We start from the raw sequence: 17463 nt of genomic DNA, 5'->3' as shown, positions 1-17463 counted from the left end.
AACGCCATTACAGCTGCGCGAAGGCGCGGCGTGCGGCGGCGATGGTATCGTTGATATCTTCGACGCTGTGAGCCACGGACATAAAGCCCGCTTCAAACGCCGATGGCGCCAGATAGACCCCTTCTTCCAGCATCAGATGGAAGAAACGCTTAAAGCGCTCAACGTCGCATTTCAGCACATCCTGATAGCTGGTGACCGTTTCGGCATCGGTGAAGAAGATGCCGAACATCCCGCCTACGTTATTGACCACCAGCGGAATACCCGCGTCGCGAGCCGCATCCAGCAGTCCCTGAGCCAGCTGGTTGGTCAAATCCGTCAGCGTTTCGTGAACGCCCGGCTGTGCCACTTCGCTTAAGCAGGCAAAGCCGGCGGCCATGGCAATTGGGTTACCGGAGAGGGTCCCGGCCTGATAAACCGGACCGGTCGGGGCCAGGGCATCCATAACATCGCGACGGCCGCCAAATGCGCCGACCGGCATGCCGCCACCGATGATTTTGCCCAGGCAGGTCAGGTCCGGCACCACGTTATAGTGCGACTGCGCTCCCGCCAGCGCGACGCGGAAACCGGTCATCACTTCATCGATAATCAACAGCGCGCCAAATTCATCGCACAGCGCGCGCAGACCAGGCAGGAACTCAGGCAGCGGCGGGATGCAGTTCATGTTACCGGCAACCGGCTCCACGATAATGCAGGCGATCTCTTGCGGATACTGCTCGAACGCTGCACGCACGGATGCCAGATCGTTGTAGGTGCAGGTCAGGGTATGTTTGGCGAAATCGGCCGGTACGCCCGGAGAGTTCGGCTGACCCAGCGTCAGGGCGCCAGATCCCGCTTTAACCAGCAGGCAGTCGGCGTGGCCGTGGTAGCAGCCTTCAAATTTGATGATCTTATCGCGGCCGGTAAAACCGCGGGCCAGGCGAATGGCGCTCATTGTCGCTTCGGTGCCGGAGTTCACCATACGCACCATATCCATGGTCGGGACCAGTTCCGTCACCAGCTCCGCCATTTTGACTTCCATCTCGGTCGGGGCGCCGAAGCTCAGACCGCGTTCTGCCGCTTCAATTACCGCGTTGCGAATCGCCGGATGGTTGTGGCCCAGCACCATTGGTCCCCAGGAACCGACATAATCGATATAAGCTTTACCATCGACATCATACAGTCTGGCGCCGTCAGCGCGTTCGATAAACAGCGGGGTGCCACCAACGCCGCTAAAGGCGCGTACCGGCGAGTTAACGCCGCCGGGGATGAGTTCACGTGCGGCGCTATAGAGTGTTTCAGATTTGCTCATTGCGATGATCCTGGTTCGTGATAAATGTTTTGCTGGTTATTCTAAGTTATTCCAGGATAGTTATGAAAGTTTTGCCCAATTGAAACAAAGCGCAGCCGATGAAATTTTTCCGCGACGCGGGACGTGCGGAAGGCTAAAATATCCACCTCGTATTTGTATGACTATTGACGATAAGAGTATGAAACTAGCAGCCTCAACTTTTGAAGCAAAACAAATCGTGCGCTTGCGTCGTGGCGATATGGTCCGTCGATTAGTTCAGCGTGACAAAACGCCGCTGGCCGTATTATTGATGGCCGCGGTGGTCGGAACCCTGGCAGGGCTGGTGGGGGTCGCGTTTGAAAAGAGCGTCACCTGGGTGCAGAACATGCGTATCGGTACCCTGGTGCAGGTTGCCGATCGCTGGTTCCTGATTTGGCCGCTGGCCTTTATTTTTTCGGCGCTGTTGGCCATGGTCGGCTATTTCCTGGTGCGGCGTTTCGCGCCGGAAGCGGGAGGCTCCGGGATCCCGGAGATCGAAGGGGCGCTGGAAGAGCTGCGTCCGGTCCGCTGGTGGCGCGTGCTGCCGGTTAAATTTATCGGCGGCATGGGGACCCTGGGCGCCGGGATGGTTCTGGGTCGCGAAGGGCCGACGGTGCAGCTGGGCGGTAACGTCGGGCGAATGGTGCTGGATATCTTCCGCATGCGCAGTCCCGAAGCTCGCCATACGCTGCTGGCAACCGGGGCTGCGGCAGGTTTGTCCGCCGCCTTTAACGCGCCGCTGGCGGGGATCCTGTTCATTATTGAAGAGATGCGCCCGCAGTTCCGCTATAACCTGATTTCGATTAAAGCCGTCTTTACCGGCGTGATTATGTCGAGCATCGTATTTCGGGTGTTTAATGGCGAGTCGGCGCTCATCGAAGTCGGCAAGCTGAGTGATGCGCCGGTCAATACCCTGTGGCTGTACCTGATTCTGGGGATGATTTTTGGCTGCATCGGGCCGCTGTTTAACCGTCTGGTGTTGAGTACCCAGGATATGTTCCAGCGTTTCCATGGCGGCGACACGAAAAAGTGGGTGCTGATCGGTGGGGCTATCGGTGGACTGTGTGGCGTGCTCGGGCTGATTCAGCCGGCGGCGTCGGGAGGCGGATTTAACCTGATTCCTATCGCCGCGGCGGGTAATTTCTCCGTTGGACTGCTGTTATTTATCTTTGTTGCCCGTGTGATTACCACGTTACTCTGCTTCTCCTCCGGCGCTCCTGGCGGTATTTTTGCGCCGATGCTGGCGTTGGGAACTCTGCTGGGAACGGCCTTCGGTATGGCGGTTACGCCGCTGCTGCCGGCCTATCATCTGGATGCCGGCACCTTTGCGATTGCCGGTATGGGCGCGCTGCTGGCGGCTTCCATTCGTGCGCCGCTGACCGGCATCGTGCTGGTGCTGGAGATGACGGATAACTATCAGCTCATTTTGCCAATGATTATTACCTGTCTTGGCGCAACACTACTGGCGCAATTCCTTGGTGGTAAGCCTTTGTATTCCACTATCCTTGAACGAACTCTGGCAAAGCAGGCTGCGGAGCAAGCGGCGAAAGCGCAGCAGGTTGCCGGGGAGAATACTTGAACGATTTACCAGGGTATTAGATAATGGCTCAAAAGGTCGGGTTATTCTTTAACCGACCAGAAGTATCAATGGGAGCATAAAATGAGTGATGACATCGCGTTGCCGCTGGAGTTTACTGAAGCCGCAGCCAAAAAAGTAAAATTCCTGATTGCCGATGAAGACAACCCGAACCTGAAACTGCGTGTTTATATCACCGGTGGCGGTTGCAGTGGTTTCCAGTACGGCTTCACCTTTGACGATCAGGTTAACGAAGGTGATATGACCATTGAAAAACAGGGCGTTGGCCTGGTGGTCGATCCGATGAGCCTGCAGTATCTGGTCGGCGGCGCCGTCGATTACACTGAAGGTCTGGAAGGTTCGCGGTTTATCGTGACCAACCCGAATGCGAAGAGCACCTGCGGCTGCGGGTCTTCATTCAGCGTCTGATCCCGGCGTCTGATCCCGGCGTCTGATTCTCGCCCCGGCACAGGTTGCTGCCGGGGGAGAAAGTTCGCGTTTATCGTCCGTTCTCGTCGAGAGCAAATGTCGGCAGCTTCAGGTGCCAGCGGATAGCCGCAAGGCGAATGATCAGCGTGACGCCCATCCCCATCATCGCCGCGTTTTCCAGCGGAACATGAAACGTATCATAAGCTATAGCGTGAACGATCCCACCAGCAATGCAGGCCGTGGCGTAGATTTCCGTACGTAGAATCAAGGGAATTTCGCGAGCCAGCACGTCGCGAATGATCCCGCCGCCCACGCCGGTCACGACACCCATACAGATCGCCACCAGCGGTCCGCTATGCGCCAGAAAGGCTTTATTCACGCCAATGCCCACAAATACCGCCAGGCCAACGGCATCATGCACCGGTAGGATCCATTTCGGCAGGCGGCGAGGCTGACGGACCAGCAAAATAGTCATCATGCTGGTGACCATAGCGACCACCAGGTCGGTGGGGTCTTTGACCCAGAATACCGGGCCGTTGGCGAGGGCCATATCACGAATCGTTCCGCCACCCACGGCGGTCACCACGCCAAGCACCAGTACGCCAAAAGGGTCCATACGGAGTTTACCTGCCAGCAGTACGCCCGAGATTGCAAATACGGCGGTGCCAATAATATCCAGCCAATAGACAAGCATCGTCAGTTCTCGTTTCGCGCCCGGTTCCTTAGGCTATTTTATTCATCATGGTGAATCCGGCGGCGTCCGCCTACCGAACCGATAAGGCGTAACGCTGCCGGGATGACGCTGTTGTACTGCGTAAACGGTGCTATTTGACCTGTTCGAGCGCAGTGCAGAGCTGTTTAGCGGCGAGGATAATACGCGGGCTTGCGCGTTCAAACCAGTCGCCATGCACGGCAATTGGGGTAATTTTTAACTGATTATGCCAGTAACGCTCTACGTCGGGGAGACGGCTGTCGTCACCGGCGATGACAATCGCCTGGGGCTGCCTTGCCAGAACCTGTTCGCGACTGACCTGTGGCCAGGGGACGGTACTGGAGGCGAAAATATTCTCACCACCGCAGAGGGTCAGGACCTGATCCTGAATGGAGCCCCGGCTGCTGGTAAACAGCGGGTTGGAGCCAAACTGCATGAAGACGCGCTTCTTCGGCGTGTTGGCGTAGCGCGTTTTGAGGGCCTCGTAGTCGTCCTGCATTTGCCGGGCGGCTTCACGGGCTTTTTCCGGCTGCGGGCTCCACTGCGCCAGCTGGCGGATCGTCACGATTATCTCTTCGATCGTCGAGGTATTGACCCACAGCACTTTGATGCCTAACGCCTGCAGTTGATTCACCTGCCGCTCCGCGTTGCCACCGCGCCAGGCGAGAACCAGATCGGGTTTCAGCGCGACGATCCGTTCCAGATTCATTCCCTGCCAGCTGGCGACCTGTTCGATAGCGCTGGCCTGCGGCGGATAATCGGAATAGCTGCTGACGGCAACCGGGGTGATCCCGGCAGCAAAGGCCAGCTCGGTATTGGACGGTGATAGCGTGATGACCCGCGGCGCGGCGAGGAGCCACGCCGGGATAAGCAACAGCAGGGCGCTAAGCGCCAGGGTGAGCGACTTAGCCACGTGCCAGATTCTGCACCAGCTTTTCCACCATTAGGGTGGACTGTTTCGCGGCGACGGCCAGGAACTCATCGAAGCTCAGATGGGACTGCTGGTCGGCGACATCGGAAATGGCACGCACGACCACAAAGGGTACGCCGAAGTTATGGCAGACATGCGCAATGGCGGTGGCTTCCATCTCGACCGCGACGGCCTGCGGGAAGTTATGACGAATTTTCGCCAGCCCGACGGAACCGTTAATGAAGGCGTCGCCGCTGACGATCAGGCCGCGTACCGCGTTAAGATTCAATGCTTCGATGCAGGTTTGCGCGGCGGTGATGAGCTTATCGTCGGCTTTGAAGCCGGCCGGGCAGCCCGGCAGCTGGCCATATTCATAGCCAAATGCGGTGACGTCGGCATCGTGGTAGCGGGTTTCGTCGGAGATGACGATATCGCCCACTTTTAGCGTTGGCGCGAGGCCGCCAGCAGAACCGGTGTTGATGATTACGTCCGGCTTACAAATCTCCAGCAGCAGTGCGGCACCCATGGCGGCCGCCACTTTGCCAATTCCTGATTTTAACAGGGCAACATCGGTGCCGTTCAGTTGACCGGTGTAGATTTCGCTGCCGCCCAGCGTCAGGGTCTGGCGGTTTTCGATTTTGTCGCGCAGAAGGGTAACTTCTTCTTCCATAGCGCCAATAATGCCGATTTTCATAGATTTACTCGCGATGTGTCAGGTTTAGTTGCATAGTCTATCATGCACTCAGAAGGAAACGTTATTGCTCGCGCGGGAGAGGCCATGGCAAAAATTGATTTTCGCAACAAGATTAACTGGCGTCGGCGCTACCGCTCACCACAGGGCGTCGAAACGGAACGTGAAATTCTGCGCATTTTCGAAAGCGACCGCGGGCGGATTATTAACTCGCCGGCGATCCGCCGTCTGCAGCAAAAAACGCAGGTTTTTCCGCTGGAACGTAATGCGGCGGTGCGCACTCGTTTAACCCACTCCCTTGAAGTTCAGCAGGTTGGCCGCTATATCGCCAAAGAGATCCTTAGTCGGCTGAAAGAGCAGCACCTGCTGGAAAGCTACGGGCTGGATGAGCTGACCGGGCCGTTTGAGAGCGTCGTCGAGATGGCCTGTCTCATGCACGACATCGGCAACCCGCCGTTTGGCCATTTTGGCGAGGCGGCAATTAATGACTGGTTCGGACAGCGGCTTGTGCCCGATGACGCGGCGGGAGAACCGTTAGCGCAGGATCGTTGCACGGTTGAAGCGCTGCGTTTGCAGGCGGGGCAGACGCAGCTGAATACGCTGCGGAGCAAGGTTCGCCAGGATCTGTGCTGGTTTGAGGGAAACGCCCAGGGTATTCGTTTGGTCCATACGCTGATGCGTATGAATCTGACCTGGGCGCAGGTTGGCTGCATTTTAAAGTACACGCGCCCGGCCTGGTGGCGCGGTGAACTGCCCGACAGCCACAGTTATTTAATGAAAAAACCTGGTTATTATTTAGCCGAAGAGGGCTATATTGCGCGGTTACGTAAAGAACTTGATCTGGCGCCTTACAATCGTTTTCCATTGACATGGATTATGGAGGCCGCGGACGATATTTCATATTGTGTGGCCGATCTCGAAGATGCGGTAGAAAAACGAATTTTCAGCGTCGAGCAGCTTTATCAGCTGTTGTACGATGCCTGGGGCCAGCATGAAAAAGGTTCGCTGTTTTCGCAGGTGGTCGAAAATGCGTGGGAGAAATCGCGCTCGAATTCCCTCAGTCGGAGCACTGAAGATCAGTTCTTTATGTATTTGCGGGTCAATACGTTGAATAAACTGGTGCCGTATGCGGCGCGGCGGTTTATCGATAATTTGCCGAAGATCTTTACCGGTGATTTTAATCATGCGCTGCTTGAAGATGATAGCGACTGTAGTCAACTGCTGGAATTATATAAAAACGTCGCGATAAAACATGTATTTAGTCATCAGGATGTCGAACAGCTGGAATTACAGGGTTATCGTGTTATTAGCGGTCTTCTGGATATCTATGCACCGTTACTCAATTTGTCACTGGAAGACTTTAGTTTATTAGTGGAAAAAGAGCGGGTAAGAATTTTCCCCATTGCTTCGCGCTTGTTCCAGAAACTTTCGACACGTCATCGGCTGGCCTATGTTGAGGCGGTGAATAAGATTTCTCGCGATGATGAGGCGTTTCCGATAATGGAATATTATTATCGCTGCCGGCTGATTCAGGACTATATCAGCGGCATGACGGACTTGTATGCGTGGGATGAATATCGTCGCTTAATGGCGGTAGAATAGGTACAAGTTTTGTAAAGACGGACAATAAATTTTTACTTTTTGCCGAAGCTTAATTCCGGAACTTAGCGCGATAAAATGACTCTGATAGTCACTTACATAGCAATTGCGTTATCCAAAATCGAGATTGAGACATGATGAAAAAAACCACGTTAGCAATGAGTGCACTGGCTCTGAGTTTAGGTCTGGCGTTATCCCCGCTCTCTGCGAGCGCGGCAGAAACGTCCTCTTCAGCCCCCAACGCGCAGCAGATGCCGAGTCTGGCGCCTATGCTGGAAAAGGTAATGCCGTCAGTTGTGAGCATTAATGTTGAGGGCAGCACGACGGTAAATACCCCGCGGATGCCGCGTAACTTCCAGCAGTTCTTCGGCGATAACTCGCCGTTCTGCCAGGATGGTTCGCCGTTCCAGAGCTCACCATTCTGTCAGGGTGGCGCACAGGGCGGCGGAGCGCAGGGTGACGGTGGTCAGCAGCAGAAATTTATGGCGTTAGGTTCCGGGGTTATTATCGACGCAGCGAAAGGCTACGTCGTGACCAACAACCACGTTGTCGACAACGCCACCACCATCAAGGTACAGCTGAGTGATGGCCGTAAGTTTGATGCGAAAGTCGTTGGTAAAGATCCGCGTTCCGATATCGCGCTGATCCAGATTCAGGATCCGAAAGAGCTGACGGCGATCAAGCTGGCGGACTCCGATGCGCTGCGCGTGGGTGATTACACCGTCGCGATCGGTAACCCGTTTGGCCTCGGTGAAACGGTGACATCGGGTATCGTTTCTGCACTGGGTCGTAGCGGACTTAACGTCGAAAACTACGAAAACTTTATCCAGACTGATGCCGCCATCAACCGTGGTAACTCCGGTGGGGCGCTGGTTAACCTGAACGGCGAGCTGATCGGCATTAACACCGCGATCCTGGCGCCGGATGGCGGCAACATCGGTATCGGTTTTGCCATCCCGAGCAACATGGTGAAAAACCTGACCGAACAGATGGTCAAGTATGGCCAGGTGAAACGCGGTGAGCTGGGTATCATGGGCACCGAGCTGAACTCTGAACTGGCGAAAGCGATGAAAGTTGACGCCCAGCGCGGGGCGTTCGTCAGCCAGGTAATGCCAGGGTCTGCGGCAGCGAAAGCCGGCATTAAAGCGGGTGATGTGATTACCTCGCTGAACGGTAAACCGATCAGCAGCTTTGCCGCGCTGCGTGCTCAGGTCGGTACGATGCCGATTGGTAGCAAAGTCCAGCTGGGCCTGGTACGCGATGGCAAGCCGGTGAACGTCACCGTCGAGCTGCAGCAGAGCAACCAGACTCAGGTTGACTCCAGCAGCATCTTCAACGGTATTGAAGGTGCGGAGATGAGCAACAAAGGTCAGGATAAAGGTGTGACGGTCAATAACGTGAAGGCGGGGACTCCGGCGGCACAAATTGGCCTCAAGAAAGGTGACATTATCGTCGGCGCTAACCAGCAGCCGGTGAAAAATATTGCAGACCTGCGCAAAATCTTCGATGCCAAACCTTCGGTGCTGGCGCTGAATATCCAACGTGGCGACGCGACGATTTATCTGCTGATGCAGTAATCGCTCACCGTGAAATCGGCCCCTTCTCCTCGTTGAGGGAAGGGGCTTTTTTTTGCCCGGATTTACCCTGCGTTTTCATTCTGTGACCCCACCCGCAACTCCACACTTCTCCGTCCTGCTTTATGCATATGCACAATGCGACGCACACTGAACTCTTTTATGCTGGTGCCCTGCTTACGGGAGGGTTACATGGCTGGCTGGCATCTTGATACCAAAATGGCGCAGGATATTGTGGCACGCACGATGCGCATCATTGATACCAATATCAACGTAATGGATGCCCGTGGGCGGATTATCGGCAGCGGCGATCGTGAGCGAATTGGGGAATTGCACGAAGGCGCGCTGCTGGTGCTCTCTCAGGGCCGAGTGGTGGATATCGATGATGCGGTTGCCCGCCATCTGCACGGCGTCCGTCAGGGGATTAACCTGCCTTTGCGCCTGGAAGGGGAGATTGTCGGCGTTATTGGCCTGACCGGCGAACCCGAAACGCTGCGTAAGTATGGCGAGCTGGTGTGCATGACCGCCGAGATGATGCTCGAGCAGTCACGGCTGATGCACCTGCTGGCGCAGGATAGTCGTCTGCGTGAAGAACTGGTGATGAACCTGATTCAGGCGGAAGAGAATACACCGGCGCTAACGGAGTGGGCCCAGCGTTTAGGGATCGATCTGAACCAGCCGCGGGTTGTCGCGATGATTGAAGTGGACAGCGGCCAGCTCGGCGTCGACAGCGCTATGGCCGAACTGCAGCAGCTCCAGACCGCGTTGACCACCCCCGATCGTAACAATCTGGTCGCTATCGTCTCTTTGACGGAGATGGTCGTTCTCAAGCCGGCGCTCAATGCTTTTGGCCGCTGGGACGCTGACGAGCATGGCAAGCGGGTTGAGCAGCTTATCGCCAGGATGAAAGAGAACGGGCAGCTGCGGTTTCGCGTTGCGCTGGGTAACTTTTTCACCGGCCCCGGGAGTATTGCCCGGTCGTACCGTACCGCCCGCACCACCATGATGGTCGGCAAGCAGCGGATGCCTGAAAGCCGCAGCTATTTTTACCAGGATCTGATGCTGCCGGTGTTGCTCGATAGTCTGCGCGGTGGCTGGCAGGCCAATGAGCTGGCCCGTCCGCTGGTCCGGCTGAAGGCGATGGATAATAACGGCTTACTGCGTCGGACGCTGCAGGCGTGGTTTCGCCATAACGTGCAGCCGCTGGCTACCTCAAAGGCGCTATTTATTCATCGCAATACCCTGGAATATCGGCTGAACCGTATTTCGGAGTTGACCGGACTGGATTTGGGAAACTTCGACGACCGTCTGCTGCTGTATATTTCGCTGCAGCTGGATGAGCAGCGCTAGACAATAATCTGCCCGGCTGTCGTTGGAATTGCCCCGGCGGGCATGACCGGCCGGGGAGAGAAAGGGCGTTATTTGTTGCGGGTCAGTTTTTCCAGATCGGCTTCAATTTCGCTGATCTTATGGGTAACGACGCTTTCCAGATGACGTAGATCGTCGAGGATCTTGCGTTTAAGATCGACTTCGGTGCGATCGCGCTGGCAGATCTGGTCCAGCTCATCAATCACATAGCGCAGGTTCGGGCTGATTTCCTGGACTTCTTTATACCCCTGGCCGACGCCATCGGCGACTACGGTTTTACGCTGACGCGGGTATTTAAACTTAACGCTTTTAGCGAAGAATTCGCCTTTGTCCTTCTGAAAATAGATTTTCAGAATGTCGTTGTTGGCTTCTTGCCGGAGGCTGTAACGATCGATTTCATCAGGATTGGTAATGCCCAAACTTTTCAGATTGTCGTACATAGCGGTATCCTTGAATTAAACATAACCTTTGAATAATTAACGATAAAATGTCTTTTCGCCAGCGGCAGATACAAAAAAAGCGGGGTTGCCCCCGCTTTTTAAACGACTTGCTTAGTCGATGGTACGCAGCAGTTCGTTGATGCCGACCTTACCGCGGGTCTTCGCATCGACTTTCTTCACAATCACCGCGCAGTACAGGCTGTATTTGCCATCTTTCGACGGCAGGTTGCCGGAAACCACTACGGAACCCGCCGGAACGCGACCGTAGAACACTTCGCCGGTTTCGCGGTCGTAAATTTTGGTGCTCTGGCCCAGGTATACGCCCATGGAGATAACGGAGCCTTCTTCGACGATGACGCCTTCAACCACTTCAGAGCGTGCGCCGATGAAGCAGTTATCTTCGATGATGGTCGGGTTAGCCTGCAGCGGCTCCAGAACACCACCGATGCCGACGCCGCCGGACAGGTGAACGTTTTTACCAATTTGCGCGCAGGAACCGACCGTCGCCCAGGTATCAACCATGGAGCCTTCATCAACGTAGGCGCCGATGTTAACGTAGGACGGCATCAGAACGGTGTTGCGGGCAATGAATGCACCCTGACGTACCGCGGCCGGTGGTACCACGCGGAAACCTTCTTTCTGGAAACGCGCTTCGTCGTAGTCAGCGAATTTCATCGGTACTTTATCGAAGTAGCGGCTTTCCGCACCGTCGATAACCTGGTTATCGTTAATACGGAAAGAGAGCAGAACCGCTTTCTTCAGCCATTGATGGGTGACCCACTGGCCATCGATCTTTTCAGCGACACGCAGCGCGCCGGAATCAAGCAGAGAAATCACCTGGTTAACCGCTTCGCGGGTTACGGTATCCACATTTGCCGGCGTGATGTCGGCGCGACGCTCAAAGGCGGACTCAATAACATTCTGTAATTGCTGCATTGTTTACTCTTTCTCTTTACACATTAAAAGTTCGTCACCCTTTATCGTTTGGATTGAGGGCCTCTGTCAACCGTTGTTGTACTTCTTGTTGTAGCTCATTATTAAGCCCACGCCGGTCTGCCGTCGCGATTATAAATAAATCTTCTACTCGCTCACCAATTGTCGTAATTCTGGCCCCATGGAGTGAAATATTGAGGTCAGCGAACACCTGACCGACGCGCGCCAGCAGTCCGGGCTGATCGAGGGCAATCAGTTCAAGGAACGATTTTCTGTCGGTGTGCGTTGGTAAGAAATTGACTTCGGTGGCCACGGAGAAATGACGCAGTTTTGCAGCCTGTCGGCGTGGCGCCGGTGGCTGCCAGCTGCGTTGGGTGATGGTCTGCTCGAGGCCAAGCCGAATCATCTCATGGCGATCGGCAGAAAGCGGGCTACCGTCCGGTTCCAGGACGATAAAGGTGTCCATCGCCATCCCGTCACGGGTGGTAAAGACCTGCGCATCATGGACGCTCAGGTTGCGGCGATCCAGTTCGCCACAGACGGCGGCGAAAAGATAAGGCCGGTCCGGGCTCCAGATAAAGATCTCTGTCCCGCCGCGGGTTGCCTGCGAGCTGAGCAGGATCATCGGTTTACTGAGATCGTGCTTGAGCAAATTGCGGGCGTGCCAGGCGAGCTGGTTTGGCGTATGGCGAACGAAGTAGTTGGCGCGACAGCGGTTCCAGATTTGATGCAGCGCCTCTTCGTTAATGTTTTCCATCCGCAGGAGCGCCAGCGCCTGTAGTTGATGGTGGCGAACCCGTTCGCGCATATCCGGCGTGCTTTGCATACCCCGACGTAGCTGTTTTTCCGTCGCGAAGTAAAGCTCGCGCAGCAGGCTCTGTTTCCAGCTGTTCCACAGGGTTTCGTTGGTTGCACAGATATCGGCGACGGTCAGGCACACCAGGTAGCGCAGGCGGTTTTCCGTCTGCACCTCTTCGGCGAACTGCTTGATGACTTCGGGATCCTGAATATCGCGGCGCTGCGCGGTGACCGACATCAGAAGATGATGGCGCACCAGCCAGGCGACCAGTTGGGTCTCTCTGGAGTTGAGCCCGTGCAGCTCGGCAAATTTCAGCACGTCCTGCGCGCCGAGCACCGAGTGATCGCCCCCCCGGCCTTTGGCAATGTCATGGAACAGCGCCGCAATCAGAATCAGTTCCGGGTGGGTCAGGCGAGGCCACAGCTCGACGCACAGCGGGTGACGACTGCGGGTCTCTTCTTTGGCGAAGCTTTCCAGCTTCAGCAGCACGCGGATCGTATGCTCATCGACGGTATAGGCATGGAACAGGTCAAACTGCATCTGGCCGACAATATGCGACCACTGCGGCATGTAGGCCCACAGCACGCTGTGGCGGTGCATCGGCAACAGCCCGCGGCTGACCGCGCCCTGATGGCGCAACATACTGAGGAAAATGCTGCGCGCTTCCGGGATATAGCACAGAGGCTGGGTCAGGTGGCGTCGGGCGTGGCGCAGATGGCGCAGGGTCGTGGAGTAGATCCCGGTGATGTTGCTGTTTCGCACCATAATATAGAACATGCGCAGGATGGCCTGCGGTTCACGGATAAACAACGTATCGTCGCGCAGATCGATGAGCGTGCCGCGCAACTGGAAATCATCATCAATAGGCCGCGGCTTTTCATCTTCCGTGAGGGCGAGGATGGCTTCATCGAACAGCTGGAGCAACATGTGATTCAGCTCGCCGACCCGTCGGGTGACGCGGAAGAAATCCTTCATCATGTACTCGATCGGCTGGTTTCCCTCGCCTTCGTAGCGCAGACGACGGGCCACGCTGAGCTGGCGGTCAAACAGCAGACGGTTGTCGTAGCGGGTGAGCTCCAGGTGCAGAGCAAACCGGATCCGCCAGAGCTGGTGCAGGCATTCGTTAAGCTCGTTGCGCTCCGCTTCAGTGATAAAGCCGAAACCGACCATTTCATCCAGCGAGGTGGCGCCAAAGTGGCGACGGGCAACCCACTGCAGGGTGTGAATATCGCGCAGCCCGCCGGGGCTGCTTTTCACATCCGGCTCGAGGTTATAGCTGGTGCCATGATAACGCTGGTGGCGGATCTGCTGCTCTTCGACCTTGGCGGCAAAGAACTTCTCTGAAGGCCAGAAGCCATCGCTGAAGATATGTTTCTGGAGTTCCAGGAACAGGGCGACGTCGCCGATCAGCAGGCGTGATTCAATCAGGTTGGTGGCGACGCTGAGGTCGGATAGCCCTTCGAGAAGACACTCTTCCAGCGTACGGACGCTGTGACCGACCTCCAGCTTGATGTCCCACAGCAGCGTCAGCAGTTCACCCACTTTCTGCGCCTGGTCATCGGCGAGTTTTTTGCGGCTGAGGATCAGAAGGTCGACGTCGGAGAGCGGATGCAGTTCGCCACGACCGTATCCGCCAACCGCTACCAGCGCCAGGTCGTTGACCGGGCCAAAGCCGTAATCAACCCACAGCCGCTGAAGCAACTGATCGATAAATTCGGTCCGCGCTTCGATCAGCTGTTCGGCGGCGATGCCGCTATCAAACGCTGCGCCCAGCCAGCGCTGGAAGCTATCAAGGTGTGCCTTGATGGCGGCACAGTGTAAATCCGCCTGTGGCCAACTGCCGGGATTCGCCGGCTGACCGGAAAGGGGAGGGGAGACAGTGTCAGGTAAAGGGTTGCTCATTGCGTCACCATATGAAAAAACTATCGCCCATAAAAAATCGCCGGGAGCGATTTTTAACGTCGCTTGCGGCGGCCCGAAGGGTGACGGGCAGGACGCCCGTCATAATAAACGCCGGGAGCGATTTTTAACGTCGCTTGCGGCGGCCCGAAGGGTGACGGGCAGGACGCCCGTCATAATAAACGCCGGGAGCGATTTTTAACGTCGCCTGCGGCGGCCCGAAGGGTGACGGCCGGACGCCTGTCATAAAAAAGCCGGCGGGCGCCGGCTTTTCGTTATGCGTCGTGTGAGATTATCGCCGGGATGGTGTCATCCTTGCGTAATGTCAGAATCTCACAGCCGTTCTCTGTCACCACAATAGTATGCTCGTACTGCGCAGACAAGCTCCGGTCTTTGGTTTTCACCGTCCAGCCGTCTTTCATGCTGCGGATCTCTTTTTTGCCGGCGTTGACCATTGGCTCGATGGTGAAGGTCATGCCAGGTTTGAGCACCACGTTGGTTTCCGGGGAGTCGTAGTGCAGCACCTGCGGCTCTTCATGGAAGCCGCGGCCGATGCCGTGACCGCAGTATTCGCGTACGACCGAGAAACCTTCGGCTTCAACGAATTTCTGGATAGCGGCGCCAATTGCGCGCAGGTTGATTCCCGGCTTGACCATCTTCAGGGCCAGATACAGGCTTTCCTGGGTGATGCGGCACAGGCGCTCGCCGAGGATAGTCGGTTTGCCGACGATAAACATCTTCGAGGTATCGCCGTGGAATTCATCCTTAATCACCGTCACATCAATGTTGACGATGTCGCCGTCTTTCAGCAGTTTTTCGTCATCAGGGATGCCGTGACAAACGACCTCATTAATAGAGATGCACACGGATTTCGGGTAGCCGTGGTAGCCGAGGCAGGCTGAGATTGCTTGCTGGTTGTTGACGATATAATCGTTACAGATACGGTCCAGTTCGCCGGTGCTGACGCCCGGTTTCACGTAAGGTTCGATCATTTCCAGCACTTCAGCGGCCAGGCGGCCGGCCACGCGCATTTTTTCGATGTCTTCAGGTGTTTTAATAGATATAGCCATGGTGGATTCTGTCCAGCTGCGCCGATTTTTTCGACAATAATAGAGTAAGTCCTGTCAATGTTAACAGTCCGGGCGACCTGGTGCCAAATTGAGAATCATTAACAGCACGTGACGTCAACAAGAGTTGGTGTCCGGTCGGGTTTTGTGGTATAAAGCGCGCCGGACTTCCGTTCCATTCGAACTACACAGGATGGACTGAAGCGACAAATCTCATTTTGTGTAAATAACACACACGTATCGGCACATATTCCGGGGTGCCCTTTGGGGTCGGTAATATGGGATACGTGGAGGCATAACCCCAACTTTATCTATAGAGGTTTTAAACATGGCAACTGTTTCCATGCGCGACATGCTCAAGGCTGGTGTTCACTTTGGTCACCAGACCCGTTACTGGAACCCGAAAATGAAGCCTTTCATCTTCGGCGCGCGTAACAAAGTTCACATCATCAACCTTGAGAAAACTGTACCGATGTTCAACGAAGCTCTGGCTGAACTGAACAAAATCTCTGCACGTAAAGGTAAAATCCTTTTCGTCGGTACTAAACGCGCTGCAAGCGAAGCGGTAAAAGAAGCTGCTAACAGCTGCGACCAGTTCTTCGTGAACCATCGCTGGTTGGGCGGCATGCTGACTAACTGGAAAACCGTTCGTCAGTCCATCAAACGTCTGAAAGACCTGGAAACTCAGTCCCAGGACGGTACTTTCGAGAAGCTGACCAAGAAAGAAGCGCTGATGCGTACTCGTGAGCTGGACAAGCTGGAAAACAGCCTGGGCGGTATCAAAGACATGGGCGGCCTGCCGGACGCACTGTTTGTTATCGATGCAGACCACGAACACATCGCTATCAAAGAAGCAAACAACCTGGGTATCCCGGTATTTGCTATCGTTGATACTAACTCCGATCCGGACGGCGTAGACTTCGTTATCCCGGGTAACGACGACGCAATCCGCGCAGTAAGCCTGTACCTGGGTGCTGTAGCGACTACCGTGCGTGAAGGTCGTTCTCAGGATCTGGCTTCTCAGGCTGAAGAAAGCTTCGTAGAAGCTGAATAATAAGGTCTATCCCTTATTTAGTACCGTGTATAAATAGGGGCCTATATTTGGCCCCTTTTTCACTTTTAAACCTGTCTGGTTCTGCGAACCGGGCAGGTCATCTCTCCCGAGGATTAAAGAATGGCTGAAATTACCGCATCCCTGGTAAAAGAGCTGCGCGAACGTACTGGCGCAGGCATGATGGATTGCAAAAAAGCGCTGACTGAAGCTAACGGCGACATCGAGCTGGCAATCGAAAACATGCGTAAATCCGGCGCGATCAAAGCGGCGAAGAAAGCAGGCAACGTTGCTGCTGACGGCGTGATCATCACTAAAATCGATGGCACCTACGGCATCATTCTGGAAGTTAACTGCCAGACTGACTTCGTTGCTAAAGATGGTGGTTTCCAGGCATTTGCTAACAAAGTTCTGGATGCAGCTGTTGCTGGCAAAATCACTGATGTTGACGTTCTGAAAGCACAGTTCGAAGAAGAACGTGTTGCGCTGGTTGCTAAAATCGGTGAGAACATTAACATTCGTCGCGTTTCTGCTCTGGAAGGCGACGTTCTGGGTTCATACCAGCACGGTGCACGTATCGGTGTTCTGGTTGCTGCTAAAGGCGCCGATCAGGAGCTGGTTAAACAGCTGGCAATGCACATCGCTGCAAGCAAGCCTGAATTCGTTAAGCCGGAAGACGTTTCTGCTGAAGTCGTTGAGAAAGAGTACCAGGTTCAGCTGGACATCGCGATGCAGTCTGGTAAGCCGAAAGAAATCGCAGAGAAAATGGTTGAAGGCCGCATGAAGAAATTCACCGGCGAAGTTTCTCTGACTGGCCAGCCGTTCGTAATGGACCCGAGCAAATCTGTTGCTCAGCTGCTGAAAGAGCACAACGCTGACGTAACTGGCTTCATCCGCTTTGAAGTGGGCGAAGGCATTGAGAAAGTTGAGACCGACTTTGCAGCAGAAGTTGCTGCGATGTCCAAGCAGTCTTAATTTTCACAAGGAGCCGCCTGAGGGCGGCTTCTTTTTGTGCCCGTTTTGTAAATTCAGCGCAATGCTTATAGTGGCTGTGCTGAAAAGCGACATACAATGTCGCCAGAATTAACTCATCTCACTTGTTACCGTCT

15 protein-coding genes are annotated in these 17463 nt (G+C 55.2%); 7 read left to right on the top strand and 8 right to left on the bottom strand.

The window, feature by feature from the left end; translation table 11 throughout:
- Positions 1 to 7 precede the first annotated feature (7 nt).
- The gene (gene hemL / locus ACMYSN_RS10515; protein ID WP_462497945.1) at positions 8 to 1288 is read right to left on the bottom strand and encodes a glutamate-1-semialdehyde 2,1-aminomutase; all 1281 of its coding nucleotides are present in this window, start codon (positions 1286 to 1288) and stop codon (positions 8 to 10) included.
- A 178-nt stretch (positions 1289 to 1466) separates the two neighbouring features.
- Between hemL and clcA the strand changes: the two genes are divergently transcribed.
- Positions 1467 to 2885 carry a ClC family H(+)/Cl(-) exchange transporter gene (gene clcA / locus ACMYSN_RS10510; RefSeq protein ID WP_462497944.1) on the top strand — a complete coding sequence of 473 codons (1419 nt, stop codon included), beginning with the start codon at positions 1467 to 1469 and terminating at the stop codon, positions 2883 to 2885.
- Positions 2886 to 2966: 81 nt separating this feature from the next.
- The gene (gene erpA, locus ACMYSN_RS10505; RefSeq protein WP_123757422.1) at positions 2967 to 3311 is read left to right on the top strand and encodes an iron-sulfur cluster insertion protein ErpA; all 345 of its coding nucleotides are present in this window, start codon (positions 2967 to 2969) and stop codon (positions 3309 to 3311) included.
- A gap of 70 nt (positions 3312 to 3381) precedes the next feature.
- On the opposite strand, the gene ACMYSN_RS10500 is transcribed toward erpA, so the two are convergent.
- From ACMYSN_RS10500 to mtnN, 3 genes are all read right to left on the bottom strand, one after another.
- Positions 3382 to 4005, bottom strand: coding sequence for a TRIC cation channel family protein (locus ACMYSN_RS10500; RefSeq protein WP_462497943.1), 624 nt, complete (start codon positions 4003 to 4005; stop codon positions 3382 to 3384).
- A 130-nt stretch (positions 4006 to 4135) separates the two neighbouring features.
- Positions 4136 to 4936, bottom strand: coding sequence for a cobalamin-binding protein (gene btuF, locus ACMYSN_RS10495; protein WP_462497942.1), 801 nt, complete (start codon positions 4934 to 4936; stop codon positions 4136 to 4138).
- The gene (mtnN, locus tag ACMYSN_RS10490; RefSeq protein ID WP_462497941.1) at positions 4929 to 5627 is read right to left on the bottom strand and encodes a 5'-methylthioadenosine/S-adenosylhomocysteine nucleosidase; all 699 of its coding nucleotides are present in this window, start codon (positions 5625 to 5627) and stop codon (positions 4929 to 4931) included. Before mtnN ends, btuF begins: the two co-directional genes overlap by 8 nt.
- Positions 5628 to 5711: 84 nt before the next feature.
- On the opposite strand from mtnN, the gene dgt reads away from it, so the two are divergent.
- The 3 genes from dgt (at position 5712) to cdaR (ending at position 10147) form a co-directional block, all read left to right on the top strand.
- A complete protein-coding gene (gene dgt, locus ACMYSN_RS10485; protein ID WP_462497940.1) occupies positions 5712 to 7226 on the top strand; it encodes a deoxyguanosinetriphosphate triphosphohydrolase in 1515 nt (504 codons plus the stop codon).
- Between the two features lie 134 nt (positions 7227 to 7360).
- On the top strand, positions 7361 to 8800 hold the full coding sequence (gene degP / locus ACMYSN_RS10480) for a serine endoprotease DegP (RefSeq protein ID WP_123757417.1): 1440 nt from the start codon (positions 7361 to 7363) through the stop codon (positions 8798 to 8800).
- Positions 8801 to 8989: 189 nt separating this feature from the next.
- Positions 8990 to 10147, top strand: coding sequence for a CdaR family transcriptional regulator (gene cdaR / locus ACMYSN_RS10475; protein WP_462497939.1), 1158 nt, complete (start codon positions 8990 to 8992; stop codon positions 10145 to 10147).
- 68 nt (positions 10148 to 10215) lie between these two features.
- Here the strand turns inward: cdaR and ACMYSN_RS10470 are convergent, their stop codons facing one another.
- The 4 genes from ACMYSN_RS10470 to map form a co-directional block, all read right to left on the bottom strand.
- Positions 10216 to 10605: a DUF3461 family protein gene (locus ACMYSN_RS10470; protein ID WP_004858100.1), complete on the bottom strand. Its 390-nt coding sequence runs from the start codon at positions 10603 to 10605 to the stop codon at positions 10216 to 10218.
- 111 nt (positions 10606 to 10716) lie between these two features.
- Positions 10717 to 11541, bottom strand: coding sequence for a 2,3,4,5-tetrahydropyridine-2,6-dicarboxylate N-succinyltransferase (dapD, locus tag ACMYSN_RS10465; protein ID WP_004872026.1), 825 nt, complete (start codon positions 11539 to 11541; stop codon positions 10717 to 10719).
- 34 nt (positions 11542 to 11575) lie between these two features.
- Positions 11576 to 14239, bottom strand: a complete 2664-nt coding sequence (glnD, locus tag ACMYSN_RS10460; RefSeq protein WP_462497938.1) for a bifunctional uridylyltransferase/uridylyl-removing protein GlnD — start codon at positions 14237 to 14239, stop codon at positions 11576 to 11578.
- Between the two features lie 272 nt (positions 14240 to 14511).
- Positions 14512 to 15306 (bottom strand): type I methionyl aminopeptidase, encoded by a 795-nt coding sequence (gene map / locus ACMYSN_RS10455; protein ID WP_123757414.1) that lies wholly within the window; start codon positions 15304 to 15306, stop codon positions 14512 to 14514.
- A gap of 325 nt (positions 15307 to 15631) precedes the next feature.
- Between map and rpsB the strand changes: the two genes are divergently transcribed.
- Positions 15632 to 16357, top strand: coding sequence for a 30S ribosomal protein S2 (gene rpsB / locus ACMYSN_RS10450; RefSeq protein ID WP_100682499.1), 726 nt, complete (start codon positions 15632 to 15634; stop codon positions 16355 to 16357).
- 120 nt (positions 16358 to 16477) lie between these two features.
- Positions 16478 to 17329, top strand: coding sequence for a translation elongation factor Ts (gene tsf, locus ACMYSN_RS10445; protein WP_123757413.1), 852 nt, complete (start codon positions 16478 to 16480; stop codon positions 17327 to 17329).
- Positions 17330 to 17463 lie beyond the last annotated feature (134 nt).

The organism is Klebsiella sp. R445 (assembly GCF_051131755.1).
Lineage (GTDB): Bacteria > Pseudomonadota > Gammaproteobacteria > Enterobacterales > Enterobacteriaceae > Klebsiella > Klebsiella lignicola.
Note: the sequence above shows the minus strand (reverse complement) of the source record. Positions and strands in the feature narration are given on the sequence as shown.